The following is a 25,065-nucleotide window of genomic DNA, read 5'->3' as shown; positions in this document are numbered from 1 at the left end:
TCCTCTCTGACGCTGAAGTTCAACCGGCTGGCCGGTCGGTTTTTTCCGCCCGTCGCGTGCTGGGTGGAGCGGCCACGGGCCGCTCTCAGTGGAAGAGCACGCCGCCGTTGACGTCGATCGATGCTCCTGTGATGTAGCTCGCCTTCTCGGAGGTGAGGAACTCAACAGCGTCGGCGATGGAACCCGCCGGACCGGCGATCCCGAGCGGGATCTTGGCCCATTCGATCGCCTTCATCTCCTCGAAGGTGATGCCGCGCTCCTTCGCCTCGGCGGCGAGCGCGTCGCGGTGCATCTGCGTGTCGATGTTGCCCGGGCACACCGTGTTCGCCCGGATCCCGTCTTCGGCGAGCTCATCGGCCAGGCTCTGCGTCAGGCTGATGACACCGGCCTTCGAAGCGCAGTACGCGGCGAAGTAGCCGTGCCCCGAGTGGCCGTACCACGACGCGATCGTGGCGATGCTCGACGCACCGCCCTTCGGCATCAACGGCACCAGGAACTTGGCCATGAGGAAGACGCCGCGAACGTTCACATCGTTCACACGGTCCCACTCGTCGATGTCGATGTCGGTGACCTTGTTCGCGCGCTGCAGCACTCCCGCGATCAGCGCGAGCACATCGACCCGGCCCGCCCACTCCTGCACCTGATCGGCCACGTTTCGCACCGATTCGGGTTTGGAGACGTCAGCCGGAATCAGCAGCACCTCGGTGGTCGGCCATTCCTGTCGGAGCGCCTGCACGGCACGATCCAGACTCTCCTGGGTCAGATCGACGAGCACCAGACGATCGCCCTGGGCGGCGTAGCGCGCTGCGACCTCGCGGCCCATGCCCCCGCCCGCACCGGTGACGAGCACGACTCGTGAATCGCTCATACGAGGATCATCCCTCCCTCGATGGGCACGATTTGACCTGTGATGTAGTCGGAGTCGGGCGCGGCGAGGAAGATCGCCGTCGGCACGATGTCGGCGGGCTGCGCGGGGCGGCCCAGAAGAATATCGCCGGCCATGGAATCGAAGCCGGCGTCGCCCTCGCCGATGCGCTCCAGATCCTCATCGAGCTTCTTCCACAGCGGCGTCGCGACAACGCCCGGCGCGAACCCATTCACCGTAATGCCGTGTTCTGCGAGCGCCCTGGCCCCCGCCTGCGTCAACGAGATGACCGCGGCCTTCGCGGCCGAGTACGGAGCGAAGCTCGGGAACCCCGTGCGGCCCGCGATCGACGCGGTATTGACGATCTTGCCGCCGCCGCCCTGCGCGATGAACTGCTTCGCCGCCTCCTGCGCACCGATCAGCGTTCCCAACGCGTTCACCTCGAGCACTTTCGAGAAATTCTCCTCCGTGATGTCGAGGTACTTCATGGGGACGTTCATGCCCGCGTTGTTGAAGTACGCATCGATGCGTCCGAAGCGCTCAACCGCGGACTGGATGCCCGCCCGGACCTGGTCGCGGTCGGTGATGTCCACCTGCACCGCAAGCGACGACCCGCCTGCGGCGCCGATCTCGTCCGCGATGACCCCCGCGGCTTCGGCGTTGAGGTCGGCGATGACGACGTTCGCCCCCTCGTCCGCGAAACCGCGCACGATTGCCTCACCGATTCCCGAAGCCGCTCCTGTCACGATGACGGTCTTGCCTGAAAGTCTTGACGCCATTGTCTGCATTCTCCTTCTTGGGCCGCACGTATTCCGGCCGCCGTGCAACGGGCGCCCGCAACACTGCAGCACACCGCGCAACCGCCGCAGCCGGGGTCACTGAGGCTACACGCCTCGAGTAACACTTTACAGCCGATACCACCGATGTCCAGAGACGCATTCCAATCTATACCGCTGCCATCAGGATTTCTGTGCAGAACTTGCGCCTCCTGTACGCTCGGGTGCCGCCCGCGTAGATGTTTAACCGAACTCTACATTCTGACATTCTCACCCCTCATCAGGGCCTTTTCCCGGCAATGACCGGCCAGCCGGTCGGTCACGGTATCTCCCTCTACAATCGGAGGACTCAGAGTAAGGAATGCGATGCGCCAGAGCCCGAACGATCTCACCCCCGGCGGCCAGCAGCGGCGTGCGGCGATCATCGATGCCGCTGCGCAACTGTTCAACGAGCACGGCTATCACCAGACGTCGACGGCGATGATCGCCGAGCGGGTAGGGTGCGCGAAGGCTACCGTGTACCACTACTTTCGCCAGAAACCGGAGATCCTCTTCGAAATCCATGACCAATGGATCGAAGAGCTCTCCGCCCACGTCGCCGACACCTCGGACGACGTGCCGCTCTCGGAGTTCCTGCGTCAAGTCTTCCGTGACATCCTGCAACTCATGGAGACGAAATCCGACCACGTGCGGGTCTTCTTCGAGTACTACCGCGAACTGCCCGACGAACTCCGCGCGGTCGCGACGTCGAAACGCGACCACTACGAACGCGTCATCGAATCCCGCATTCGCACCGGCGTCGACACCGGAGCACTTCGCCCGCAGCATCCCCGCATCGCCGCCTTCGCGCTCTTCGGCATGTGCAACTGGAGCTACCAGTGGTACCGCCCCGGTCACGAGCTGAGCGACCGTGAAATCGCGGACGAGCTCTTCGAGATCTACTTCGCCGGTGTGCGTGCGGAGTCGCCTGCCTCACCCTGAGCGCTCGCTCGCGAACGCGACCAGCAGGCACGGATGAGTTGCATGAGCGTGGCCCCTCCGATGAGCGCGACGGCGATCGCCCCCACCGATGCAGCACCGGCGACGGCCAGACCAGCGCCGCCGACCGCCGCGCCGAGGAAGCTGCCCAGGTTGATCGTGCCCGGTGCGAGCGATGCGGCCAACCGGGAGTCGGGCCGAGCGGTGCGCATGTAGAGCACCTGCGCCGCGGGCGTCAGGAGCCCCAGGCTGAGACCGACACCCCAGATCCCCAGACTCATCGTCACTCCGGACGCCGACGGAATCAGCACGAGTACCGCGCCGGCGATCCCCGCAATCCCGCTCGCGAGCAGCGTTCGATCCGCCGACCGGTCGGCCGCCCACCCGCCCCCGACGTTTCCGAGGTTCATCCCTATCCCGAACAGCAGCATGAGCACCGCCACCGGCACGGGCCCTCCGACGCCCCGAGACAGATCTGCGAGTGGGGCGACGAAGGTCGTGACAGCGAAGCACCCGCTCGCCAGCACAGTGACGACCACGACCAGCATCCAGAGTCGATTGCCGCCGGGAGCCGCACGACCGCCGCTCAGGCGAGGACGTTGCGCGGACAACGGCGCGTGTGAGATCCACAGAGTGACCATCGGAACCGCGAAGAGTACCGCGCAGATCGCGAGCACCGCACGCCAGTCGCTTCCCGAGCCGAGTGCCGTCAGCACGGGCACCCCGAGCAGGTTCGCGACCGACAGCCCGCCGACCACGATCGCCGCCCCTCGACCCTGATGCGCGTCACCCAGCTCCCGGCCGACGACCGACGAAGCGATTCCGACGTACGACGCGTGAGTCAGCGCCGAACCGAAGCGCAGCACGACAGCGATGAACAGACTCGGGCTGACGGCGGTCAACCCGGTGCCGACCAGCATCACCGCAGCGCACACCAGCAGAATCGTCCGCTCAGAGCACCGCCGCAGCACGAGCGGAGTCACGAGCATCCCGACCACGACGCCGAGCGCGTACCCCGACACCATGCCCCCCGTGAGCGCCAGAGCCGTGCCGGGTGACCCAGCAGTCAACGCGGGTTCGAGATCGGCAGCGATGTCGGGCAACAGCCCCATGACCACGAACTCACTCACTCCGATGCCGAACGAACCGCAGACGAGCGCCGAGACCAGGCTCACGCGGCGTCGTCGGCCGCCATTCGAGCGCCTCCGCCCGGTCAGGGCGTCACGCCGATGCTCCGTCGCGCCACTCCCAGCGATTGTTCTCAGGAAGACCGACCGACCACTGCTGCTCTTCGAGCGGCAAACGCGATGCGAGCAGCTCCGCGAGGAGCTCCTCGTCGATCGGCGTTGTGAGCGCGGATACGGCGGAGGTCAGGTGCTCGATGTTCGTGGAACCGATCACGGTCGTGTCGCACTGCACCCGCTGGAGCGCGTACTGATTCGCGACGAATGCGATGTCGGCACCTCTCCGCTCGGCGGTGCGCGCCATCGCCTGCGCCGCGCGCAAGGAGACGTCGGATGCGATGTTGTGCTTCTCCATCCCCAGCACCCCGGGCGTCAGCATGCCGAGCGACACGGCAGCCGCGTTCATGAGCCCGACGCCTCGCTCCTTCGCGATCGGTGCGAGCTCGTCGGTCATGGAGTCGTCGAGCAGCGTGCCGTGCGAGTAGTTGAGCACTACGTCGACGTCGGTCTCCAGCAGGACCCGTCGGATCGTCGGAAGCGAGTAGCAGGTCATCCCGATGAACCGGCACTTCCCCTCCTCGCGCAACTTCACGAGTTCGGCGAACCCGTCCTCGAGTACCGGGCCGAGCGGCACGAAGTCGATGTCGTGCAGTTGAAAGACGTCGACGTGATCGCGGCCGAGTCGTTCCAGGCTGGCTTCGAGGCTCGACCGGATCGCTGCGGGGGTGAAGTCGAACTCGTCCCATCCCAGCCGACCGCCCTTCGTCGCGGTCAGCACATCGTCGGGCAGGTCTCCGATGATCCGCCCGAGGCGCTCCTCCGCATCCCCGTAGTACGACGAGGTGTCGATGAGGTTCATGCCGAGATCGACCGCAGCGAAGACCGCGTCTCGCGCCTGCTCGAACGGGACGGGACCGAACAATTGCCCGAGCGGCGAAGTGCCGAACGAGATGGCTGAGACGTCAACGCCGGTGGTTCCGAGTGGGCGATATTCCATTGCGGCTCCTCTACTCGTGGGTGCGGGTCAGACCATATCGGCGACGAGATCGACCTCGGTGAGCGGGGTCTCGGGAGCGACATCGTATTCCGCGCGGATCCTGCCGTCCTTCATCACAAGAATCCGGTCACTCATCGTGATGAGTTCGGGCAGATCATCGCTGATCAGAATGACCGAGATCCCCTGAGCGGTGATGTCATCGAGTATGGAGTAGATCTCGCCCTTCGCGCCCACGTCAACGCCGTTCGTCGGGTTGTCGAGCACCAGGATCTTCGATCCGAGCGTCAACCACCGTGCGAGGATCACCTTCTGTTGATTCCCGCCGCTCAAGTTGCGGATGAGCGTGTTCGGGCCGGGCGTCTTGATACTCAGTTGCTCGATCGCCGCGACCGTTTGGCGTTGCTCCTGCTTTCCGTCAATGACCGGTGACGGCGCGATCGCAGCCCCGACGTACGGCAGCGAGAGGTTCTGCGCGACCGTCATCCCCAGCACGAGACCTTCACGATGGCGTTCGGTCGGTACATACCCCACCGACTCTCGGATCCCATACCGTGATCCTGTCTTACGGGGGCTGCTGCCGCGAACCTGAATCGTGCCGGTGCAGCCCTCTCCAAGTTCGAAGATCGCGCGACCGAGATGTGATTTCCCGGAACCGACCACACCCGCGATGCCAACGATCTCGCCGGGAACCACCTGCAAGGAGACGTCCGTGAAGCTCTCACTCGAGAACTCCTGCAACGAGAGCACGGGCTCCGCAGCGGCACGGACCTCAGCCGTCACTGCGCGCCTCCGGCTGTGCATCGCGATACTCCGACCCACCATCATCGAGTGGATCTCGCTCTCGCTCAACTCACGGGGGCGGTCATTCTCCGCGACTTTCTCGCCGTCCTTGAGCACCACGAGTCGGTCGCACAACGCGACGATCTCTTCGAGGCGGTGCGACACGAATACTTGCGCCGCCTGAGGCTTGATACGGTTCACGAAATCGAAGAAGAAGTCGATCTGACCACGAGTGAGTGCGCTTGTCGGTTCGTCGAGCAGGATCACCGGGTGGGCGATTCCGAGCAACCGCGCCTGGGCGAGGCAGCGCACGATCTCCACCACCTGCCGTTCGGCGAAACTCAATCGGCTGAGCTGCGCGCTCGGCTCGAGCGTCACTCCGAGATCATCGAAGATCTCCTGGGTACTCCGCTCCATCGCGCGCTTGCTCAGGACGCCGAAGCGGGTGAACTCGGTCTCCTGCGCCAGATAGATATTCTCCGCAATGGTCACATTCGGAACGAGCGCCTGGTGCTGATAGACGCGGAACACGCCGCTCTTCGTCGCCTGGTGATAGGTGCCGAACTTCACCACCTCACCGTTGAGTTCGAGCGTGCCCTCATCAGCCTCGAGCGTTCCGCTCAACATCGACAGGAGCGTCGATTTCCCCGCACCGTTCTCGCCGACAAGGCCGAGCACTTCGCCGACGCGGAGATCGAGATCGACGGCCTTATTGGCGTGCACCGGCCCGAAACGCTTGTCGAGCCCTCTCGCGACCAGGATGGGTGTCTCATTCATGACTGCTTCTCCGAATCTCGGAAGCTACTTGATGACCGTGAGCTTGGCGCGATCGAGCGTCAAGGCGACCGCCGCCACAACAACGAGACCCTGGATGATCGCCTGCATGTAGGGCTGCACGCCCATGGAGTTCAGGCCGACGCTGAGGATCGTGATGACCAGCACGCCGAGCACGGTGCGCTGCACCCCGCCGACGCCGCCGGTGATCGCGGTGCCGCCCATCACGACGGCCGCGATAGCGTCCAGCGTCAGACGATCGCCCATCCCGGGAGTGGCAGCACCGATGCGAGACGTGAGCAGAATGCCCGCCACCGCCGCGCATAGACCGGCGATGGTGAGCGCCCAGAGCTTCACTCTCCGATTGGGAATGCCGGCAAGGGAGCTCACCGCCTCGGCGCCGCCAATGGCGAAGGCGTACCGACCGAACCGTGTCTTCATGCCGACGAAGGAGAAGATGAGCCACACGAGCACAGCCCAGATCACCAGTGTCGGAATGCCGGGAATCAACTGCGACTGCGAGACCCAGCGCATGCCCGGGTCGGAGACCTGCACGGGACGGCCGTTCACCAGCCAGGTGCCGATACCGCCGACCACCATGGACATACCCAGTGTCACCAGGAAGCTCGGCACCTTTCCATACGCGAAGATGAGACCGTTGACCAGTCCCACCACGAGACCGACGGCGAGCGCTGCAAGCACTGCGACGAACACATTCGCCTCCTTCGTGACCGACGCGGCCACAAGCCCGGCGAGCGATACGGTTGCGCCGACCGAGAGGTCGATGCTTCCCTGAATGATGACGAGCGTCATGCCAACGGCGACGACGAGGAGTACCGATGACTCCCGGAGAATCGTTACGAACGTGCTGCCCTGCAGAAACGTGGGACTCAAAATCGAGAACAGAACGAGCAGGAAGACGATGGCGACGAGCGGAAGTCCGACCGACTTGATCGTCTCCTTTCTTTCAGCACGCCCGATATTGATGGATTGAGTGAGTGTCATGGGAGATGGGTCCCTTCAGCTGGGTGCTACTGCGTTCAAGTGAGGCTGTGATGGCCGAAGGTGCCGATGGGCACCGATCGACCACCACAGCCGCGGAAAGACGAACCGTACGAGGCGTCGAGCTCAGTTAGTCGCGTCGAAGCATCTTCCAGTGCTCATCCCACTCGGCGTTGACCGCGTCCAGGTCTCCAAGTGCACCGGAGTACTCATCAGGCAGCTCGTACCCTGACGGCTGCGGCTCCCACGACCACATGTCGTCCATGACGAGCGCCTCGACCTTGTTCTGCGGGTCCCAGTCATCGGGGTGCGCCACTCGGCTCATCTTCACCCAGTCGTACGGATCGTTGTCGCCCACATACGTGTCCAGGTAGTCCTGCACGTTGTCCTCCGACACGAAGATGCCGCCCGACCAGAGCTGTCGGTTCAGCGGTTCGGGAGTCTCACCGCTCATGCAGGCGTCGAGCGCTTGCACGAACGAGAACCCGGCGGACCACTGCGGAAGCGAGGAGTATGCGCCGAAGATGTCGCCCGACTGGATAAGCTCCATGGTCCCCTCGTTGCCGTCCATGCCCGTGATCGGCACGTCTTCGACGCCGGCTTCGGTCAGTGCATTGAGTGCACCGATCGCGACATCGTCGTTCTGACCGAAGACCCCATCGATATCTTTGCCGCTCCGGGAGATGATGCCGGCCATGGCGTTGCGGGAGTCATCGCGGTTCCACTCGCCCGGCTGCCGGTCGACGAGCGTGATGTCGGGGTACTCCTCCAGCGCATCATCGACCGCGAGGGTGCGCTGCGTGTCGGGCGTCGATCCGGGATGGCCGGTCAGGTGCACGAAGTTGCCCTCACCGCCCATCTCCTCGAACAGCGCGGTGACGGTTTCGTACGCCGCCTCGTAGGAGTGATTCGTGTGGTAGGTGACGTACTGATCACCGAAGTCGAAGGGAGACTCCCAAGGCACCATCTCCCAGGTATTGGCGAAGCAGACGTCATTCTCGTTCGCGATGCGAGCCATCTCCCCCACGCTCGACGGGTCCGGTGCGGTCACGAAGATAATCTTGACGCCCGCATCAACCTGTTGCTGGAACTGTGAGATCTGAGTGGCAGGGTCACCCTCATTGGTCATAGCGACGTATTCGCCGTTGAAGGCTGCGACTGCGCGACTCGCGCCCTGGTCCCAGCTGGAGTAATAATCGTTGTTGAGACTGGTGAACAACGAGGCGACGGTTTCGCCCTGCAGGTCGACCGATTCGGGCAGATCAGCGGCAGCTTCGCCACCACCAGCACCGCTTCCACTGCATGCGCTCAGCACCAGCATGCCGGCGGCGACTGCGCCAACGGCCGCTGCGGAGCGTGAATATTTGTTACGCATGAATCCACTTCCTTGTGTAGGTAACCAAGCCTGTTCAGTAGCGCGCAAGCCTGTTCAGTAATGATACACATGCGGCCTGTTTTCGCCGGCATGTTTCGTAACGGCTCGGTAAAGGTTCCGAAATGTGTGCTTTCAGTTAACGAAGCGGTCAGTTGCTGCGAAGTTGCAGGCCCGCGTCGATGACCTCACGCGTTGTTCGCGCCGAAACCTCGAGCGCGTCGCGCAGTGGCAAGGCCCGAAGTTCGGTCGAGATGATCTCGACCCCCCACGGGCCCTGAAAGCCCGTTGCAGCGACCCATCGAACGAACTCAGCGACACTCGCGTCGCCCTCGCCCGGGAGCCGCCGATTGTCGACAGTGTCGGCCCAGAGAGATCCAACGGGCTCCTCGGCGCAGTCGTTCAGCTCGACGACCGCGACGAACTCCAGGGGCACGATCTCGGGGATACGCTCGTACGGCGTCCCTGCTCGAAACACATGCCAGGTATCGATGGTCAGCCCTGCGGCGGAGTGATCCACCTCCTCCAGCAACCGCACTCCCGCCTCAAGGGTCGCTACATTCGAAGAGAAGGGCATGGGCTCGAGCGCGAGCACGACACCTGCATCGGCCGCCCTCCTGCTCAGTTCCCGCAATTCCCGTACGAAGCGCTCGTGCGGCGGAGGCGATGCGTCGAGACACGACATGACTTTGATGCGCTGCGCCCCGAGCTCTGCAGCCGCTTCGAACAGCTCGTCGCGCAGTCGATCTGCCCGTTTCCGCTCCTCCCCCACCGTCCACCAGTTGTCGAGGATCTCCACTTCTCGATACTCGAGGCCGGCTCGATCCACGGCCGTCCGCAGTGCGGGGTATCCCAGCTCGCGCTTCGCGCGTTGCAGATCCGCGTTCACGAGCCCGATGCCGTTCCATCCCGCACGGGCGAGCTCTTCGACGCGTTCGAGAATCGGGAACGAGCTCTCCTCGTTCCCGCGCTGCGGGGCGGCATTCCCCGCACTCGTCCAGCAGGTGGCGAGAAGATCTGCCCTCACCGACGCGCTCATTTCGAGCGGCCTTCCTCCCAGTAGTGCGTCGACACGAAATGCGGTTCCCTGCCGTCGGTCGGGTGCGCGGTGTACCCGACCTTGTCCTCCGGCATGTAACTCACGGCGAAAGCGACGGCCCGGATATCAGAGCCCTGATCGGCACGAATCGAGTGGATCAGGTTCGGGCGGATCCGAACCAGTTCCCCCGCCCGAAGCACTTCGCTCTCGTCGGCGACCGTCATCGTGCCGCTTCCCTCGAGCAGGTAGTAGAACTCGTCGGAGTCGTGCGAGTGGGGTTCGAGGGCGCCACCAGCCGCCAGCGTGAACTCATCGATGAATTCGAGATAGCCCCCCATCGTCTCGGTGCGAAGTTCTTCCATTTTGTAGAAGAACAGGCTCTTGATGGTTCCGCCGTGCTCGGAAATGAGTTCAGTATCGCGTCGTCGAATATCCATAGTGGCTCCCCGCCTCAGAACAATGCTCGGATACTGCCGCCGTCGACGCCGAGCGTCGCGCCGGTCGTGAACCCTGAAACCTCGGAAGCGAGGAAGGCGACCGCGGCGCCGACCTCCTCTGGCGTCCCCATGCGAGCCATCGGGATGCCGCGGTCCTCGATCAGGGCGTCGAGCGCCGCCGTGCCCTCCTTGCCGTACGCCCCCTCCACCTTCTTCTGCCATCCGTATTGCTCATCGGACCAGAACGGCGTGTAGATCGGCCCTGGGGCGACGCAGTTCACACGAACGGTCGGCGCGTAGAGGCGCGCGAGCGATTTCGCCACCGAGGCGACGGCCGCCTTAGAAGCGGCGTAATCGGTGATCGAATCCTCCGGTTGCCGCGAGAGATCCGACGTCACTGAGACCACCGAGCCGCCCCCGGCTTCCTTCATCTCCGGCAGGAACGCCTTGCAGATGCGGACCATCGCGAACAGGTTCAACTCGAGCGTGCGGTGGAAGTCCTCATCGCTCGTCTCATCGAGCGTGCGGAGCGTCCCCGTGCCGACGTTATTGATGAGAATGTCGGGCGCCGCTCCGAAGATCGCCGCACCTTCAGAGACGACGCGGTCGACTCCTTCCTGTGTCGACAGGTCGGCGACGATGCGTGCAGACGGCAGATCGAGGCGTTCCAGTTCGCTCGCCTGCCGCTCGAGACCCGCTTCGTTGATGTCTACCGCGATCGGAAAGGCCCCCTCGTGCGCGAACGTGCGCACGATGGCATCGCCGATGCCAGAAGCACCGCCCGTCACCAGTACTCGTTTACCGTTGAGCTTGAGATCCATCGTTCTTTCTCCTTTGAAACACGTGGTCGAAACTGGGGCGAGGCCGAACGTCCGGCCTCGCGGCCGCTGCCGGCTTACGTCATGACGACGCCGCCGTTGACGTCGAGCGTTGCGCCGGTGATGTACGACGCGTGTTCGGTCGACAGGAAGTAGACGGCGTCCGCGATCGAACGTGGAGGGCCGGCGGCCTTGAGCGGGATCTTCGCCCATTCGATATCTCGCATCTCCTCGAAGGAGATGCCACGCGTCTCGGCTTCCTCCGTCAGTGCTTTCCGGTGCATGTTCGTGTCGATATTGCCCGGGGCGACCGCGTTCACGCGGATACCCCGGTCCGCGAGTTCGCCGGCCAGGCCTTGCACGAAACTGATCACACCGGCCTTCGACGTGCAGTAGGACGCGAAGAACGGATGAGCCTCCCGGCCCCAATAAGACGCGATGGCGATGATCGAACCTGAGCCACCCGTCGCAATGATCGGAATGAAGTGCTTCGAGGCCAGGAACACGCCGCGAAGATTGACCGAGTGCACGCGATCCCACTCCTCGACCGAAAGTTCCTCGACCGGTACCCCTTCGGCCTGAACGGTTCCGGCAACCAGCGCGAGAGCGTTCAACTCGCCTCCCGACCAGGTACGCACGGTCTCCGCGGCTGAACGGAGTGAATCCTCGTCGGATTGGTCGACGACGAGAGGCAAGACGTCGATGCCAGAGAATTCGCCGCGCAATTCTTCGGCGAAGGCATCGACTCCTGCTTGCGCGAGATCCGCTACGACGATGCGGTGACCTTCTTGGGCGAACCGGCGGGCGGTCTCGCGCCCGATTCCGCCGGTAGCGCCGGTGATCAGAACCGAGGGTGCTGCGTGAGTCATGTTGCTCCTTTGCGGTGGCGGTATCGGCGGGGTCGCCGATACCGATGGACGAATATTGCGAGAAGATGTCACGTCGGTGTTTCGCCTGGCGCCGTGCGCGGCGCGATGTGCGGATATCAATACATGACTTCTCCGCCGGTTACCGGCGCGATCAGCAGCCGCGGACTGTCGAGTTCGACCAGCAGCCGCGCCGCTCTGGCGAGTTCCGCTGTGCTGCCCAGACGACCCGCAGGTGTCTGCGCGTTTCGAGCGGAGAGGAGATCCTCGTAACGGATTCCCTGCGCCTCGGCCATACCCCTGAGCGCGTCCTCGAGAAGCGGAGTCTCGGTCGCGCCGGGACAGAGAATCCGCAACCGTCCGCGTCCGTCGTCGAGTCGCTTCCGCGCCCAGCCGACCAGCGCGAACTTCGACGCGCAGTACGCGCCGTTATTCGCCTCGCCGACCAAGCCTGCTTGACTCGAGATCGCGACATAGGCGCCATCGCGATCCTCGATCAACGTTTCGAGAGCGTCGAAGAGTTCGATGAAGGTGAGGGTGTTGATCCGCATGGCTCGGTCTGAGAACTCACGGGAGGTCTGCGATACTGCGGCAGCAGCTGCAATGCCGTGAGCGGCGATGACCGAGGTCACCCCGTCCTGGCGGCAGCGTTCCACCACTTCGCGCATCGTCTCGGATTCGAGCAGGTCTCCCACGATGTCCGGCGTCAACGCATCCGTCGCTCTGAGATCCTGGGTGATGACTTCGTGGCCCGAGCATTGCAGTTCTCGAACAATCGCGCCGCCGATACCTCCGGTTGCGCCGGTTACCAACACGCTCACTTTCGCTCCTCCCGAAGGTCGAACAGAGAACCTCGCGAGAATGCGCCGAGTTCGCTGGTGAAGTACTCGACCGCGGCCTCTCGGGCCGCGTCCTGGCCGCTCTCGGAGACAACGACGTTGGCGGGGCTCGAAGCGGATCCGCGCTCGAGCGTCCAGCTCTGCACGAGGCCTTTCGCGGCGTGCACGAACGCTTCCGCTTCCGCGGCTTGACGCGCCCCAGTGAACGGCGGGAGTCGGATGTCGATCACGGCCGAACCCTGAGGCGGGGCGTGCTCGACTGCAGCGAGGAACTCGACGACGGAGTACACCGTCGCAGTGAGGAGCGCACTGCGAGCCGGCGCAATCGCATCACCGACATGCACGGTGAGCCTCGTTCGCTCAAACCCGTCGTCCGCATGCGTCTCAACCCGCGTTCCGACGATCGACTGCGTTTCACTCATGAACCGCTCCATTCACTTCTTGCGCCACGAGAAGGAGCCGCGGCTGATCACAACGTCTGACAGCGTCGCGACGACGAGCACGGCGCCCGTGACGACGAGTTTGGCCTCGGTCGGCAATCCGAGGAGATCCATGCCGTTGCTGATCGAACCGATGAGCAACGCACCGATCAGGGCAGACCACACTGTTCCGCGGCCGCCGAACAGGCTCGTGCCGCCGATCACCGCCGCCGCGATTGCCTCGAGGAGCAGCGAGCCGCCACCTGACTGATTGGAGACTCCCAGGAGGCGAGAGGCCGCGAACACGCCTCCCAGTGCAGCGAAGAGTCCGGCGAGGGCGAAGCACCACAGGATCGTCGAGTTCACAGGAATGCCAGCGCGACGTGCCGCTTCGCGGTTGCCCCCGACGGCATAGATGTTGACACCGAACTTCGTCTGGGTCGTGATGAACGAGAGCGCACCCATGATCGCGATGATCACCGCGAATACCGCCGGCATGCCTCGGTGGCTGTTCATGACTGCCACCACCCCGAGCACGACTACCGCGGTCGCCACGATCGGCACGATGAGGTTGCGACGGAAGTGCACGGTCACCTGCTGTCGCACGCGCGACCGGTACTGCCGTACATAGAAGAGCGCAGTTACGGCGACCCCGAAGGCGCCGAAAGCCCAACCCGCCCACACGGGAAGGTAGCTTCCGGCGATCAATCGAAGATCGTTCGTCGCAAGGCTGATCTGCCCGCTGTCTGGCAGCAACATCAGAAGCACTCCTGCGAGCGCGAGTGATCCGGCCAGAGTCACAATGAATGACGGCGCACCGTACAGCACCAGCACCGCTTGCACGAGCGACCACCCGATCCCCACGGCGAGCGCGACGAGCACCGCGAGCAACGGATTCCACCCCGAGTTCACAGCGAGCCCTCCGGCAGCTGCGCCTCCTACCCCACTGAGCGCCGCAACGGACAGGTCGATCTCACCCAGCAGCAGAATGAAGACGAGCCCGATCGCGAGTGTCGCCGTCACGGCAGTCTGCTGGGTCAGGTTCGAGATGTTGCCCGGCGACAGGAAGAGCGGGTTCTGGATTGTGAAGAACAACCAGACGATCGCGAGCACCACGAGCGCCGGCCCCAGCCGAAATTGGGTGAGCAGGAGTTTGATGCGCTCGCGACGTGGCAATGACGCATTCGACTCAGCGACCTTGACCGCGCCGGTCCGATCAGTAGTAGACGTCACGGTCATGCAACGGCCTCCCGTTCTTGAGTTGTGGCACCAGTCATTGCTCCCAAGAGGTCCGTCGTCGAGTAGTTGCCTCGTGTGAACGTGGCCGCCTTCGCTCCGAGCCGCAGGACTTCGATTCGATCTGCCAGTTCGCGGACATCTTGCATGTCATGGGATATCAGCATCACGGCGAGGCCCTGGTCGCGTAAGCGGTTCAGCAGGCTCCTGACCTGCGCCTTCTGCGTGACGCCGAGTGCGGCCGTCGGTTCGTCGAGCAGCACGATGGCCGGATCGGTGAGGATGCTGCGTGCGATGGCGATGCCTTGGCGCTGCCCGCCGCTCAGCGTGGCTATCGGACTCCGCAGATTGCGGATCCGCACGCCGAGGTTCGAAAGCGTCTCAATGGCGCGACGTTCCATTTCTGCCCACGAAAGCTGCCCGAGCGAGAGGAAGCCTCCACCGAGTTCGCGTCCGAGGAACAGATTCTGAATCGTGTTCAGATTGTCGCAAAGTGCGAGGTCTTGGTACACCGTCTGGATCCCGTGTTCGGCGGAATCCGCGGGACCCGAGAAGCGGACCGGTTTCCCGTCCATGAGGGTCTCACCGGCGTCTGCAGCGTAGATTCCCGAAATCACCTTCGTCAGCGTTGACTTACCCGCGCCATTGTCGCCGACGAGCGCTGTGATCTCTCCCCGTTTCAAGGTGAGATCGATATCTCGAAGCGCGTGCACCCCGCCGAAGTGCTTATTGATTCCTCGGAGTTCGAGCGCTGGCGCGGCTTCCATCCCATTTCGATTCGACATTTCTCACTCTCATTCACAGGCGCGGGGTGCGCCCCGCTGACGAGGCGCACCTCTCGAACCAGCTAGTCGCAGAATCCGGAGGCGGTGACGCCTTCGCAGATTTCTTCTTTCGTGTAGAGCCCGGCGTCGACAATGTCGCCCATGGATTCCGCGTCGACCGCCTCCACTTCGAACATCGCAGCGGGTATCTCGCCGAACCCGTTGTCGAACGTCGAGTTGATGAGCTCGGAATCATCGACGCCCATCAGCGCATCTGTCATGAGCTCGGCTGCGCCAGCACCCATGACGGGGAAATTCTTGAAGACGGTCATCTCCTGCTTGCCTTCGAGTACGAACTTCAGTGCTTCGAGGTTCGCGTCGAGGCCGCCGAATACGGGCACGGTTCCCGCCATATCCTGACCCTCGAGAGCGGCGATCGTGCCGGAGGCCGTACCGTCGTTCGAGGCCAGCACCGCATCGACCTCGTTCTGCGTCTTTGTCAGGCACTGCTCGACGAGTTGCTGAGCATTGGCAGGATCCCAGCCGGCGGCGTTGTCTTCGCACACCACTTCGATCTCTCCGGAATCGAAGAGCTCGGTCAGCACTTCGTCTTGACCACGTTGCACCTCGGTCGTGTAGTTGTCTCCGGCGTTGCCGTACACACGTGCGAGTTGCAACGGTCCGTCTGTCTCGGGGAGATGGTCCCGCAGGTACTCGCCCTGAGCGATACCGACGCGGTAGGGGTCGAACATCAACTGATACGCGACAGGACCGTCGAGCGCTTCATGCTCGTAGCTGATCACCGGAATATCCGCATCACCCGCGCGCACCAGGCCTGCGGCCGACACGAGCGGATCCGCCGTCACCAGCACGATGCCATCCACGCCCTGATTCACGGCAGTCTCGATCTGCGTCAGCTGCTTCGCTGCGTCACCCTCGGCGTTCTGAATGTCCACCTTGACATTCGGGGCGATTTCGGCCATCGCCTTCTCGAATCCCGGACCATCATGCTCGACGAATCGGGTGGTCGTCGTGTTCGGAAGGAGCATCACGACGGTACCGGTGAGATCATCGGCACTTGTCACCTCGTCCCCCGCGGCGTCACCGGCAGCGCCGGAGCATCCCGCGAGGCCGATGGCTCCCACCAGGGCGAGCCCGGTGATGCTGGTACGGATTCTGGCCATAATTTCTCCTCTTTGAGATGAGCTTCATGCATCCGACACGGCGTTACTACCGCGATTATGTTTAGTAGACATGTACAAGCGTACGCTATTTGTTACCATGCGGCAACAATTCGTGCAGTTTGACGGACCTTCACTCACCGAAGGTCATGAAGACGAAACGTCCGCGTCTCGGGCCGCGAGACTCCCGCTACAGGCGAGGATCGAACAGCACCTTGCCTTCGAGCTGTCCCGTCGCCAGGCGGTCGAGTTGCGCGGGCAACTCCTCGAGCGCTCGGACGGAGTCGATCATTTCGGCGGCGAGGCCGGTCGTTTCAAGAATGCGAAGCGCGTCAGGCATGTCGTCGGCGCACACGTGAGCAAGGGTCGTACGAATAGTGATCTCTCGGAAGACGAGCTGGTGGATGTCCACCTCCTGCAGGCTCGTGGGAAGACCCACCTGGAGCACCGTGCCGCCGTCTCGAGTGAGTCCGATCGCCCGGTTGAGCTGGCCGCGCGCCCCGCTCGCTTCCACGGCGACGTCGAGCCTTCCGTGCAGCTGCGCGATCTCACTCTCGAAATGCTCACCATCGACCGCGATCGCCCTTGCGGCCCCGAGGCGAAGCGCGCGCTCGAGTCGACTCCCGGCGAAGTCGATAACGGTCACATCCACGTCCGCGAGATGCGTGAGTCCCGCGAGCACGAATGTTCCGATCGCACCAGCTCCGATGAGCACAACGCGATCGCCAGGCTGAACGCGGGCGCGTCGCGCTGCGTGGAGGCCGACGGCGAGCGGTTGAGCGAGCCCTGCGGCGTCGTCCTCGAGCTCGTCAGGAATCCGCACCAGCGTCTTCGTCGGCACAGCCACGTACTCTGCCATGCCACCCTCGACATTCAATCCGTGCGTGCGGTACTTCTGACAGAGGTTGGTTCGCCCCTCGACGCATCTGGGGCATTCGCCGCACCAGACTCCGGCGCCGCTGGCGACCCGTTCGCCCGGTGTGAACCCCGGACCCTCGCTCTCGACGATCTCGCCGATGAACTCGTGCCCGAGAATGAGCGGCCCGTGATGGCCGCTGTGCGGGTGCGTGCGATTGACCGGAAAGATCGTCGGTCCCGATTTCCACTCCGAGGCATCGGTGCCGCACACTCCGCTTCGCGTGACTCGGATCAGTGCTTCCCCGGGCTTCACGACCGGAGCTTCGACAGTTTCGACGCGCACGTCACCCGCTCCGTAGTAGACGGCGGCTTTCATGTGATCTCGCATTCCTCTCGGCGCCCTAGGCTTCGCCGCGGCCCCACGTCGTGTTCAGGTGGGACTGCGAATCGCGCATGGTCGGGAGGTCGAACCCGACCGCGTGGTACTTCGGCCCGGCGACCAGCAGCTCTTCTGCCGGGAACTTCGTAATGACCTCGCAGCCGTCAGCGGTGACCACGACTTCTTCCTCGATTCGGGCAGCGCCGATGCCGTCGGCAGAGGGCCAGTACGTCTCCAGGGCGAACACCATCCCCTCCTTGAGCTCCTCTGGATGATCGAACGAGACCAGTCGCGAGAAGATCGGCTTCTCCCAGATCGAGAGGCCGACGCCATGACCGTACTGCAGGGCGAATGCGGCCTCTTCATTCGGGAACCCGAACTCCTCCGCCTTCGGCCACACCGCAACGATGTCGGCAGTGGTGGCTCCCGGGCGCACGAGCGCAATTGCGCGATCCATGTACTCGCGCGCACGCTTGTAGGCATCGACCTGAGCCCGGCTCGCCGAACCGACCGCGAAGGTGCGGTAGTAACACGTTCGGTATCCCTGGTGACTGTGAAGGATGTCGAAGAAGGCCGGGTCGCCCGGTCGAATCAGCCGGTCGGAGAACACATGCGGGTGCGGAGAGCACCGTTCGCCGGAGATCGCGTTGACGCCCTCGACGTACTCCGAGCCCAAGTCGTACAGCACCTTCGAGACGAGCCCGACTGTTTCGTTCTCTCGAACGCCCGGTCGCAGGAAGCGGTACAACTCGTCATACGCAGCATCGACCATCGAGGCGGCCTGGGTGAGCAGCTGAATCTCTTCCGTCATCTTCACTGCACGAGCGTTGAGGAACACCTGCTGACCATCGACAACCGAGACCCCCGCCTTCTGCAGCGCGAAGAGAATCGGCAGCTCGACGATATCGATGCCGAGCGGTTCGCCGAGCAGACCGTACTTCTCGAGCTCTCGACGCACCTTGCGAGCGACCTCCTCGGCGATGCCGGCGTCAGGGTGAAAGGCGCCGCGCAATGTTGAAATGCCAGCTCGCGCGCCGGACTCCGCTCGGGGCTTCACTGCGCCATGATGCGGTTGGTGCGGATCCGCGTCCATCTCCGCAGTGGTCGTGTGCAACCACGGGTTGAAGAGGTCATGATGTTTCGCCGCCGAGCCGAAATCCCACACCACCGGGTCGCTATGGCGCGTGACCAGGGCGAATCGAATCGCCTTGTCCATGGCCCAGGTTCCGATGTGCGTCGCCGACATGTAACGAATGTTCGAGAAATCGAAGGCGAGCAGCGCCCCGAGGTCGCTGCGTTCGAGTTCCGCCCGCAGTTTCGCGAGCCGACCCTCACGAAGCACGTCACGGTCGATGCGCTTCTCCCAATCGACGTCATTCGTTCCGAATGTAGGAATTGCCATGACCCACCAAATCCTTTTGCTCTTGTTCACCGTGACGGCATTTTTCGAGTGCGCCTCTGCACTTGTGTACAGGTAGACTAAACTCAGCGAGAACACATCTGCAAGTCTTGGAAGCGAGGAAGCGAGGAAACCCATGAGTGCACGTGTCGGGTTCATCGGCCTGGGAACGATGGGATCAGCGATGGCGCTGCGCCTCGCAAAGGCGGGGCTCGAGCTTCGCGTGTGGAATCGGAGCCGCGGTAAAGGCGGGGAAGTCATCGCTGCCGGTGCGATCGAGTGCGACACGGTTGCCGACGTGTTCGAAGCTTCCGACATCGTCTTCTCGATGCTTGCGAATGACGCAGCCGTCGACGCCGCGTTCGATGCGCCGAGTCTCGACGCCGCGTCCGGCAAACTCCACGTCAACATGGCGACCCTCAGTCTGAAGACGAGCCGCGATTTACTCGACCGCCACACTGCGGCAGGAGCCGGATACATCTCCGCCCCAGTGCTCGGGCGACCGAACGTTGCGGCGGCCGGTCAACTGAACATTGTGGCTGCAGGATCCGCTGAACTCATCGATCGCGCCGAGCCCATTCTCGCCATTCTCGGCAAGCAGGTGTGGCGCGTTGGCGATGATCCAGCGCAGGCGAATCTCGTGAAGATCGGAGTCAACTACAACCTCATCCACGCCCTCCAGGCGCTGGGTGAATCGCTCTCCCTGGTCGAACACGGCGGCGTCGACTCGCGCATGTTCGTCGACATTTTGACGGATGCCGCATTCACCGGTTCCGCATATACGGGGTACGGAGCGCTCATCGCGAGCCGCGAGTACCGACCAGCCGGGTTCTCGGTCGAACTCGGCCTGAAGGATCTCTCCCTCGCGGAAGCCGCGAGCGATGAGCTCGGCGCCTCGCTTCCCACGGTCTCGATCATGCGCGGCATGTTCACCGAGGCCCTCAACGACCCCGACCTGTCCGATGGCGATTGGTCGATCATCGCCGAGGTCATTCGCCGCGGGCCTGCGGCCGCCTGAGGCTGACGTCTCGGTTCAGCGAAGCTCCTCGCGTCTGGGAGACGAGGGCTGGGCAGCGCGCGCCGGAACGAGCATCGGTTGCCGAAGCGCGTCCCGCATGAGCTCCACGTTGACGGTGCTCGGAATGAGTTCGCCCTCCTCGACCTTGATTCCGAGCTCCCAGACCTTTTCATTCACTGGTGCCGCGACGCCGTACTCTCTCGCCAATCGCACGACCTCGCCATGGAGCTCTGAGACCTCGCTTCGACGGTGCTTCATCCAGTCCTGCAGTACCGTTGCCCGGGAATCAGTACGAATGTAGTTGGCGACGAGGTTGTCCAGGATTGCAGATACATACGTCTCGGGCGACGCCGCAGCTTCGCCCTCCATGCCGAAGATGGGTCTCACCTGATATCCATGTGCTTGAGCCACTGCAATCGCCTCGTTACCAGCGGCGAGCATCACATCGCGCATCCCGGGGTGTCGCGCGCAATCGGAGATCGAGAGGTCGAGCACGGCGGAGGTCACCAGTTCCGCGACGTTCAGGACCAGCTTCATCCACTTCGCCGACTGGATGTCGTCGGCCTCCTCCACGATTCCCACGTGGCTCAGCAGGGCCGCCACCGTCGGCACGTGAGCCGCCGCAGTTGGATCGAGCGCACCCACCGCGAACCAGCAACGTTCATGGGCCGAGTGCCGCTCCGACAGACCGGGCGTGTACATGGCCGACGTCACCTCGATGACCGCGGCGAGTGCACGTTCGCGACCGACGACTTCGGCGATCGCGTCCCCGGTCATGCCGTTCTGCACACCGACCACCACCGAGTTCTCGTGCAGCAGCGGCTTGATGAGTTCTGCGGCCCACCTCGTGTCGTACGCCTTGACCAGCAGGAAGACGACGTCGAACGGTTCGCGCAACTCGGCCACCTGGCAGAGGTGATATGCCGGAACTGCGGTCGCCCGAACCGTTTCTCCGAGCTGTACACGGATCCCATGAGCGCGCATTGCCTCGACGTTCGCAGGCCATTGATCGATAACGGTGACGTCGACTCCTGCCTCCGCGAGGTCCGCGGCTACGATGGCGCCGTTCGAGCCGGCGCCGAGTACCGCAACGCGAAGTTCTTCTGGGGTGGCGATCTCACTCATGATGCTCCTCATCGAACAGTGTTAGTGTATGTTTTGTTAATCTTAACTGCACAACGACGTGAAAGGGATGGCACTCGATGACTCAGCTCAACATCGCCGTGCTCGGCGCCGGCGCGAACGGCGCCTCGATCGGAGCGGATCTCGTGCGGGCCGGGTTGGACGTGACGTTCATCGACCAGTGGCCGGCTCACGTCGAGGCGATGCGCGCGAACGGACTCACTATTGAAATGCCCGATCGCACCGAGGTCACTGAAGTATCGGCGTACCACCTCTGCCAGGTCGCCGAGCTGCGAGAACCGTTCGACATCGTATTCCTCTCGACGAAAACGTACGACACGCGGTGGTCGGTGCAGCTCATCGAGCCGCTCCTCCATGAGCGCTCCGTCGTCGTCGGGCTGCAGAACGGTATGACGATCGATGCAGTCGCTGACATCGTCGGCCCAGAGCGCAGCATCGGCGCAGTGCTCGGCATTGCGGCGAACGTATACGAGCCCGGGCACGTTGTACGTCAGGTGCCTCCGGAGGGCACCTGGTTCACTGTCGGCACCCTGGACGGAACGCGTACGCCGCAGCTCGAAGCCGTCGCAGAAGCACTGAGCCACGCGGGCACCACTGAGGTCTCGGATGACATCCGCTCCTCGAAGTGGATGAAGCTCATCGCCAACATCCCTGAGATGCTCCCCTCCGCCATCCTCGGTGCGCCGCTGCTTGCAGCCGTGCAAGAGCGCGGAATCCGACGGGTCATGGATGCCGCCTCTCGAGAGGCCTACCAGCTCGCCATCGAAGCAGGGGTGACCATGATGCCGATCTTCGGAAAGACGGAAGCAGACGTCCCTGACTCCGATCAGTACGCACTCGATCTGCTCGACGCCGTGCTCGAATCCTTCTCGCTGCCCGACACCCGAGTAGCGGTGCTGCAGGACTGGCAGAAGGGCCGCAGAGCAGAGCTCGACGGTTTCAACGGCTACATCGTCGAATTGCGAAAGCGCTTGGGCGGCGAAGCCCCCGTCAATGAAGCGATACTTCGTATCGGCGAACGCATCGAACGCGGAGAGCTCGTGCCCAGTATGGCGAATGCCGAACTCATGCGTGCGATCATCCGCGAGCCGATGCTCGTCCCCGCGCGCGAAGAGTCGCGCCCAGCCCTCAAGAGAATGGACCGAGAATGATCCGCCACGTCGTGACCTTCAAGTTCAAGGCGGAGCACGCCGAGCAGCATTCGGCAGCCGCGTCACAACTGCGAGCGACGCTCGAGCCACTCGGTTCGCTGGTGCCAGGGGTGCGATCGCTCGAGATCGGAATCGACGACGGCAGTGTCGAGGGGCACTGGGACGCCGTGCTCATCTCCGTCCATGATTCCGCCGATGCGCTCGCCGCGTACCAGGTGCATCCAGAGCACGTCGCCGCGCTCGACGTCGTCGCAAGCCTTGTCGATATGAAGTCCGTGGTCGACTACCCGGTTCAGGGGCCCGCTGCCGAGCCTGCGCAATGACCTCACCCCGCATCGCCGTTTTCGGCGCCGGGGCGAACGGCGGAGCCATTGCCGCGGCGCTTGCGCGATCGGGTGCGGAGGTCGTCGCCATAGACCCGTGGCCCGCCCACATCGAGGCGATGCGTGATCGAGGCCTCACGGTATCAACCGGCCTTGCAGCAGTGACAACGCGGGTGGAATCGCTGCATGCGTGTCAGTTGGCCGAAACGAGACGACGCTTCGACCTCATCGTGCTCGGGGTCAAGGCGTACGACACTGGTTGGGCGTCCCTGTTGCTCGAGCCCTACCTCGCTCCCGATGGCACCGTCGTCGCAGTGCAGAACGGGATCACGCTCGACACGGTGGCCGCGGTCTTCGGGCGCGACCGAGTCGTCGGTAGCGTCATCGAGGTGGCGGCGAACCTCTTCACGCCGGCCGAGATCGTGCAGGAAGCCCCGATGTGGCTCGCGCTCGGCGGGGAAACTGCAGCGGCGCAGGAGCGGTCTCTCGTCGCTGCCGAGATCCTCGCGCCGACAGCGAGTGTCACCGTGGTCGACGATATTCGATCAGCCAAATGGATGAAGCTCGTCGCCAACGCCTGCGAACTCGTCCCCTCGGCGATTCTCGATCTGCCGCTCGCCGAGGCGATCGCGCAGCCAGGCATGCATGAGTTCATGCTGGCCTGCGGTCAGGAGGCTCTCGACACGGCGCTCGCCCAGGGCCAGCGCATCGTCCCGATCTTCGGCGCGGACGCTACCACGGCGGTGCTGACCCGAGAATGCTATGTCGAGCATCTGCTCGACATCGTGCTGAGCGAGTATACGACCGCCAGCACACTCACCACCGTGCTGCAGGACTGGCGCAAAGGACGCCGGGCCGAGGTCGACGCACTGAACGGTTTCGTGGTCGACGCAGCTGGAGGGCCGGAGCATGCACCATTGAACCATCGAGTTCACCGTCTCGCTCGACGCATCGAATCGGGAGCGCACACCCCCGGCCCCGAGAACGTACGGTGGCTCATCGCCTGATCCCGGGCAGTACCTGCCCACTGTAAGCTGAAACTAAACACCGACGTTGAATACTCCACGGTGTGGATCGATTGAAGGAGAGCCATGTCAGACTCCATCGGCGCGAGGCTTCGCGAAGCGCGCGAAGGCAAAGGAATGAGCCTGCGGGCCTTGGCGTCCTCGATCGGAGTCTCTCCGAGCCTGCTCTCCCAGGTCGAAACGGGCAAGACCAAGCCCTCGGTCAGCACACTCTATTCGCTCGTGTCGCAGCTCGACATATCGACGGACATGCTGCTCGGACGTGAATCCCACATGCAGACTCCCGAACCGGTCGCCGCGGTGGCCTCCTCCCCGCAGCAGCTCGCTACTTCCTTCCTGCACCAGGGGTCCGAGGACAACCCCACGTTGGAGATGGACAACGGCGTGAAGTGGGAACGTCTCTCGGTCATCGAAGGCACCGACGTCGAAGCGCTTCGCGTCACCTACCAGCCGGGCGCCTCGAGCTCGATCGAGGGTCGCCTGATGCGCCACTTCGGCATCGAACACGTGTACCTCATCAGCGGCGAGCTGACGCTCCGGCTCGACTTCGACGCGCATGTCATTCAGGCGGGCGACTCGATGGTATTCGATTCTCAGCGCCCGCACCTGTTCGTGAACCACGCCGATGTCCCCGCAATCGGCGTGTGGTACATCACCGGGCGCGCGGCTGCTGCGCGCCAGGGGTCATCGTCGGGTGAAGGGGTCGTCGCTCCGGTCACCCGCAGCGAGACCCTCAATTCTGCCGTGGACGTGCTCCGCTCCTTCCGGGGCTGACCCGCATGAAGCGGCCCACCCCGTAGAATCGTCCCGTGCTGCTCTCAGATCGTGACATCAACGCCGAACTCGAATCAGGACGCATCGGCCTCTCGCCGAGCGAGCCGTCGATGGTGCAGCCCTCGAGTGTCGACGTGCGACTCGATCGCTACTTTCGCCTCTTCGACAACCACAAGTACGCGGTGATCGACCCGTCCGAGGAGCAGCCGGAGCTGACGCGCCTGATCGAGGTCGACCCGGAAGAAGGCTTCATCCTGCACCCGGGCGAATTCGTGCTCGGTTCGACGTACGAACAGGTCTCGCTGCCCGACGACATCGCGGCGCGTCTCGAAGGCAAGAGTTCGCTGGGGCGGCTCGGCCTGCTCACGCACTCGACCGCCGGCTTCATCGACCCCGGTTTCGAGGGCCACGTGACGCTCGAGCTCTCGAACGTGGCCACCCTGCCGATCCGCCTCTGGCCCGGCATGAAGATCGGCCAGCTCTGCTTCTTCAAGCTGACCTCGCCTGCTGAGCGCCCGTACGGATCAGGCGCGACGTTCTCTCGCTACCTCGGTCAGCGGGGCCCGACCGCCTCGCGCTCGCACCTCAACTTCCACCGCGCCGATGTGCGCTCCACCGAAGCCGGCGCGATCGGCGCTTGAGCACGGGGCTGGGCCCCGTCGCGGCTG

Annotated in this window: 26 protein-coding genes; 7 read left to right on the top strand and 19 right to left on the bottom strand. The window is 63.8% G+C overall.

What is annotated here, in order from left to right; all coding sequences use genetic code 11:
* Positions 1–85: 85 nt before the first annotated feature.
* Together WFH23_RS09215 and WFH23_RS09210 are read right to left on the bottom strand one after the other, a co-directional pair.
* The gene (locus WFH23_RS09215) at positions 86–868 is read right to left on the bottom strand and encodes an SDR family NAD(P)-dependent oxidoreductase (protein WP_336662297.1); all 783 of its coding nucleotides are present in this window, start codon (positions 866–868) and stop codon (positions 86–88) included.
* On the bottom strand, positions 865–1,644 hold the full coding sequence (locus WFH23_RS09210) for an SDR family NAD(P)-dependent oxidoreductase (protein ID WP_336662296.1): 780 nt from the start codon (positions 1,642–1,644) through the stop codon (positions 865–867). Before WFH23_RS09210 ends, WFH23_RS09215 begins: the two co-directional genes overlap by 4 nt.
* A 363-nt stretch (positions 1,645–2,007) precedes the next feature.
* Here WFH23_RS09210 and WFH23_RS09205 point away from each other — a divergent pair, with 363 nt between their 5' ends.
* Positions 2,008–2,622, top strand: a complete 615-nt coding sequence (locus WFH23_RS09205) for a TetR/AcrR family transcriptional regulator (RefSeq protein WP_336662295.1) — start codon at positions 2,008–2,010, stop codon at positions 2,620–2,622.
* Here the strand turns inward: WFH23_RS09205 and WFH23_RS09200 are convergent.
* The 16 genes from WFH23_RS09200 to WFH23_RS09125 form a co-directional block, all read right to left on the bottom strand.
* Positions 2,580–3,794, bottom strand: coding sequence for an MFS transporter (locus WFH23_RS09200; RefSeq protein ID WP_336662294.1), 1,215 nt, complete (start codon positions 3,792–3,794; stop codon positions 2,580–2,582). The two genes, WFH23_RS09205 and WFH23_RS09200, sit on opposite strands and share 43 nt — an antisense overlap.
* Before the next feature lie 46 nt (positions 3,795–3,840).
* Positions 3,841–4,800 (bottom strand): aldo/keto reductase, encoded by a 960-nt coding sequence (locus WFH23_RS09195; RefSeq protein ID WP_336662293.1) that lies wholly within the window; start codon positions 4,798–4,800, stop codon positions 3,841–3,843.
* Between the two features lie 27 nt (positions 4,801–4,827).
* Entirely contained in the window at positions 4,828–6,357 is a 1,530-nt protein-coding gene (locus tag WFH23_RS09190; RefSeq protein ID WP_336662292.1) for a sugar ABC transporter ATP-binding protein, read from the bottom strand.
* A gap of 24 nt (positions 6,358–6,381) precedes the next feature.
* A complete protein-coding gene (locus WFH23_RS09185) occupies positions 6,382–7,359 on the bottom strand; it encodes an ABC transporter permease (protein ID WP_336662291.1) in 978 nt (325 codons plus the stop codon).
* Between the two features lie 127 nt (positions 7,360–7,486).
* On the bottom strand, positions 7,487–8,731 hold the full coding sequence (locus WFH23_RS09180) for a sugar ABC transporter substrate-binding protein (protein WP_336662290.1): 1,245 nt from the start codon (positions 8,729–8,731) through the stop codon (positions 7,487–7,489).
* A gap of 148 nt (positions 8,732–8,879) precedes the next feature.
* The gene (locus tag WFH23_RS09175; RefSeq protein WP_336662289.1) at positions 8,880–9,755 is read right to left on the bottom strand and encodes a sugar phosphate isomerase/epimerase family protein; all 876 of its coding nucleotides are present in this window, start codon (positions 9,753–9,755) and stop codon (positions 8,880–8,882) included.
* Between the two features lie 8 nt (positions 9,756–9,763).
* Entirely contained in the window at positions 9,764–10,204 is a 441-nt protein-coding gene (locus tag WFH23_RS09170) for a cupin domain-containing protein (RefSeq protein WP_336662288.1), read from the bottom strand.
* Positions 10,205–10,218: 14 nt separating this feature from the next.
* Positions 10,219–11,025: an SDR family NAD(P)-dependent oxidoreductase gene (locus tag WFH23_RS09165; protein WP_336662287.1), complete on the bottom strand. Its 807-nt coding sequence runs from the start codon at positions 11,023–11,025 to the stop codon at positions 10,219–10,221.
* Between the two features lie 74 nt (positions 11,026–11,099).
* Positions 11,100–11,891, bottom strand: coding sequence for an SDR family NAD(P)-dependent oxidoreductase (locus tag WFH23_RS09160; protein ID WP_336662286.1), 792 nt, complete (start codon positions 11,889–11,891; stop codon positions 11,100–11,102).
* 116 nt (positions 11,892–12,007) lie between these two features.
* Positions 12,008–12,709, bottom strand: a complete 702-nt coding sequence (locus tag WFH23_RS09155; RefSeq protein WP_336662285.1) for an SDR family oxidoreductase — start codon at positions 12,707–12,709, stop codon at positions 12,008–12,010.
* Positions 12,706–13,149: a hypothetical protein gene (locus WFH23_RS09150; protein ID WP_336662284.1), complete on the bottom strand. Its 444-nt coding sequence runs from the start codon at positions 13,147–13,149 to the stop codon at positions 12,706–12,708. The genes WFH23_RS09155 and WFH23_RS09150 overlap by 4 nt, the downstream gene beginning before the upstream one ends.
* A gap of 12 nt (positions 13,150–13,161) precedes the next feature.
* Positions 13,162–14,385, bottom strand: coding sequence for a sugar ABC transporter permease (locus tag WFH23_RS09145; RefSeq protein ID WP_336662283.1), 1,224 nt, complete (start codon positions 14,383–14,385; stop codon positions 13,162–13,164).
* Positions 14,382–15,149 carry an ATP-binding cassette domain-containing protein gene (locus WFH23_RS09140; RefSeq protein ID WP_336662282.1) on the bottom strand — a complete coding sequence of 256 codons (768 nt, stop codon included), beginning with the start codon at positions 15,147–15,149 and terminating at the stop codon, positions 14,382–14,384. The genes WFH23_RS09145 and WFH23_RS09140 overlap by 4 nt, the downstream gene beginning before the upstream one ends.
* A gap of 80 nt (positions 15,150–15,229) precedes the next feature.
* A complete protein-coding gene (locus WFH23_RS09135) occupies positions 15,230–16,330 on the bottom strand; it encodes a substrate-binding domain-containing protein (protein WP_336662281.1) in 1,101 nt (366 codons plus the stop codon).
* Between the two features lie 187 nt (positions 16,331–16,517).
* Complete coding sequence (locus WFH23_RS09130; protein WP_336662280.1) at positions 16,518–17,561, bottom strand: zinc-dependent alcohol dehydrogenase; 1,044 nt, start codon at positions 17,559–17,561, stop codon at positions 16,518–16,520.
* A gap of 25 nt (positions 17,562–17,586) precedes the next feature.
* The gene (locus WFH23_RS09125) at positions 17,587–18,966 is read right to left on the bottom strand and encodes a M24 family metallopeptidase (protein ID WP_336662279.1); all 1,380 of its coding nucleotides are present in this window, start codon (positions 18,964–18,966) and stop codon (positions 17,587–17,589) included.
* Positions 18,967–19,099: 133 nt separating this feature from the next.
* Between WFH23_RS09125 and WFH23_RS09120 the strand changes: the two genes are divergently transcribed.
* Entirely contained in the window at positions 19,100–19,981 is an 882-nt protein-coding gene (locus WFH23_RS09120) for an NAD(P)-dependent oxidoreductase (protein ID WP_336662278.1), read from the top strand.
* Between the two features lie 15 nt (positions 19,982–19,996).
* Here WFH23_RS09120 and WFH23_RS09115 read toward each other — a convergent pair whose 3' ends face one another.
* Positions 19,997–21,106, bottom strand: coding sequence for a ketopantoate reductase family protein (locus WFH23_RS09115; protein ID WP_336662277.1), 1,110 nt, complete (start codon positions 21,104–21,106; stop codon positions 19,997–19,999).
* A 77-nt stretch (positions 21,107–21,183) separates the two neighbouring features.
* On the opposite strand from WFH23_RS09115, the gene WFH23_RS09110 reads away from it, so the two are divergent.
* From WFH23_RS09110 to dcd, 5 genes are all read left to right on the top strand, one after another.
* Entirely contained in the window at positions 21,184–22,275 is a 1,092-nt protein-coding gene (locus WFH23_RS09110) for a ketopantoate reductase family protein (RefSeq protein WP_336662276.1), read from the top strand.
* On the top strand, positions 22,272–22,598 hold the full coding sequence (locus tag WFH23_RS09105) for a Dabb family protein (protein ID WP_336662275.1): 327 nt from the start codon (positions 22,272–22,274) through the stop codon (positions 22,596–22,598). The genes WFH23_RS09110 and WFH23_RS09105 overlap by 4 nt, the downstream gene beginning before the upstream one ends.
* A complete protein-coding gene (locus tag WFH23_RS09100) occupies positions 22,595–23,605 on the top strand; it encodes a ketopantoate reductase family protein (RefSeq protein WP_336662274.1) in 1,011 nt (336 codons plus the stop codon). Before WFH23_RS09105 ends, WFH23_RS09100 begins: the two co-directional genes overlap by 4 nt.
* Before the next feature lie 84 nt (positions 23,606–23,689).
* Positions 23,690–24,397: a helix-turn-helix domain-containing protein gene (locus tag WFH23_RS09095; RefSeq protein ID WP_336662273.1), complete on the top strand. Its 708-nt coding sequence runs from the start codon at positions 23,690–23,692 to the stop codon at positions 24,395–24,397.
* A gap of 35 nt (positions 24,398–24,432) precedes the next feature.
* On the top strand, positions 24,433–25,038 hold the full coding sequence (gene dcd, locus WFH23_RS09090) for a dCTP deaminase (protein WP_336662272.1): 606 nt from the start codon (positions 24,433–24,435) through the stop codon (positions 25,036–25,038).
* Positions 25,039–25,065: the final 27 nt, after the last annotated feature.

Origin of the sequence: Leucobacter sp. USHLN154, assembly GCF_037145595.1 — a bacterium.
GTDB classification, from domain to species: domain Bacteria; phylum Actinomycetota; class Actinomycetes; order Actinomycetales; family Microbacteriaceae; genus Leucobacter; species Leucobacter alluvii.
This window is presented reverse-complemented; position numbering and strand designations above follow the sequence as displayed.

Bases quoted from the DNA above. Each gene is read 5' to 3' on its own strand.
- WFH23_RS09215 (WP_336662297.1), bottom strand. From the start codon at position 868: ATGAGCGATTCACGAGTCGTGCTCGTCACCGGTGCGGGCGGGGGCATG.
- WFH23_RS09210 (WP_336662296.1), bottom strand. From the start codon at position 1,644: ATGGCGTCAAGACTTTCAGGCAAGACCGTCATCGTGACAGGAGCGGCT.
- WFH23_RS09205 (WP_336662295.1), top strand. From the start codon at position 2,008: ATGCGCCAGAGCCCGAACGATCTCACCCCCGGCGGCCAGCAGCGGCGT.
- WFH23_RS09195 (WP_336662293.1), bottom strand. From the start codon at position 4,800: ATGGAATATCGCCCACTCGGAACCACCGGCGTTGACGTCTCAGCCATC.
- WFH23_RS09190 (WP_336662292.1), bottom strand. From the start codon at position 6,357: ATGAATGAGACACCCATCCTGGTCGCGAGAGGGCTCGACAAGCGTTTC.
- WFH23_RS09185 (WP_336662291.1), bottom strand. From the start codon at position 7,359: ATGACACTCACTCAATCCATCAATATCGGGCGTGCTGAAAGAAAGGAG.
- WFH23_RS09180 (WP_336662290.1), bottom strand. From the start codon at position 8,731: ATGCGTAACAAATATTCACGCTCCGCAGCGGCCGTTGGCGCAGTCGCC.
- WFH23_RS09170 (WP_336662288.1), bottom strand. From the start codon at position 10,204: ATGGATATTCGACGACGCGATACTGAACTCATTTCCGAGCACGGCGGA.
- WFH23_RS09165 (WP_336662287.1), bottom strand. From the start codon at position 11,025: ATGGATCTCAAGCTCAACGGTAAACGAGTACTGGTGACGGGCGGTGCT.
- WFH23_RS09160 (WP_336662286.1), bottom strand. From the start codon at position 11,891: ATGACTCACGCAGCACCCTCGGTTCTGATCACCGGCGCTACCGGCGGA.
- WFH23_RS09150 (WP_336662284.1), bottom strand. From the start codon at position 13,149: ATGAGTGAAACGCAGTCGATCGTCGGAACGCGGGTTGAGACGCATGCG.
- WFH23_RS09145 (WP_336662283.1), bottom strand. From the start codon at position 14,385: ATGACCGTGACGTCTACTACTGATCGGACCGGCGCGGTCAAGGTCGCT.
- WFH23_RS09140 (WP_336662282.1), bottom strand. From the start codon at position 15,149: ATGGAAGCCGCGCCAGCGCTCGAACTCCGAGGAATCAATAAGCACTTC.
- WFH23_RS09135 (WP_336662281.1), bottom strand. From the start codon at position 16,330: ATGGCCAGAATCCGTACCAGCATCACCGGGCTCGCCCTGGTGGGAGCC.
- WFH23_RS09130 (WP_336662280.1), bottom strand. From the start codon at position 17,561: ATGAAAGCCGCCGTCTACTACGGAGCGGGTGACGTGCGCGTCGAAACT.
- WFH23_RS09125 (WP_336662279.1), bottom strand. From the start codon at position 18,966: ATGGCAATTCCTACATTCGGAACGAATGACGTCGATTGGGAGAAGCGC.
- WFH23_RS09120 (WP_336662278.1), top strand. From the start codon at position 19,100: ATGAGTGCACGTGTCGGGTTCATCGGCCTGGGAACGATGGGATCAGCG.
- WFH23_RS09115 (WP_336662277.1), bottom strand. From the start codon at position 21,106: ATGAGTGAGATCGCCACCCCAGAAGAACTTCGCGTTGCGGTACTCGGC.
- WFH23_RS09110 (WP_336662276.1), top strand. From the start codon at position 21,184: ATGACTCAGCTCAACATCGCCGTGCTCGGCGCCGGCGCGAACGGCGCC.
- WFH23_RS09105 (WP_336662275.1), top strand. From the start codon at position 22,272: ATGATCCGCCACGTCGTGACCTTCAAGTTCAAGGCGGAGCACGCCGAG.
- WFH23_RS09100 (WP_336662274.1), top strand. From the start codon at position 22,595: ATGACCTCACCCCGCATCGCCGTTTTCGGCGCCGGGGCGAACGGCGGA.
- WFH23_RS09095 (WP_336662273.1), top strand. From the start codon at position 23,690: ATGTCAGACTCCATCGGCGCGAGGCTTCGCGAAGCGCGCGAAGGCAAA.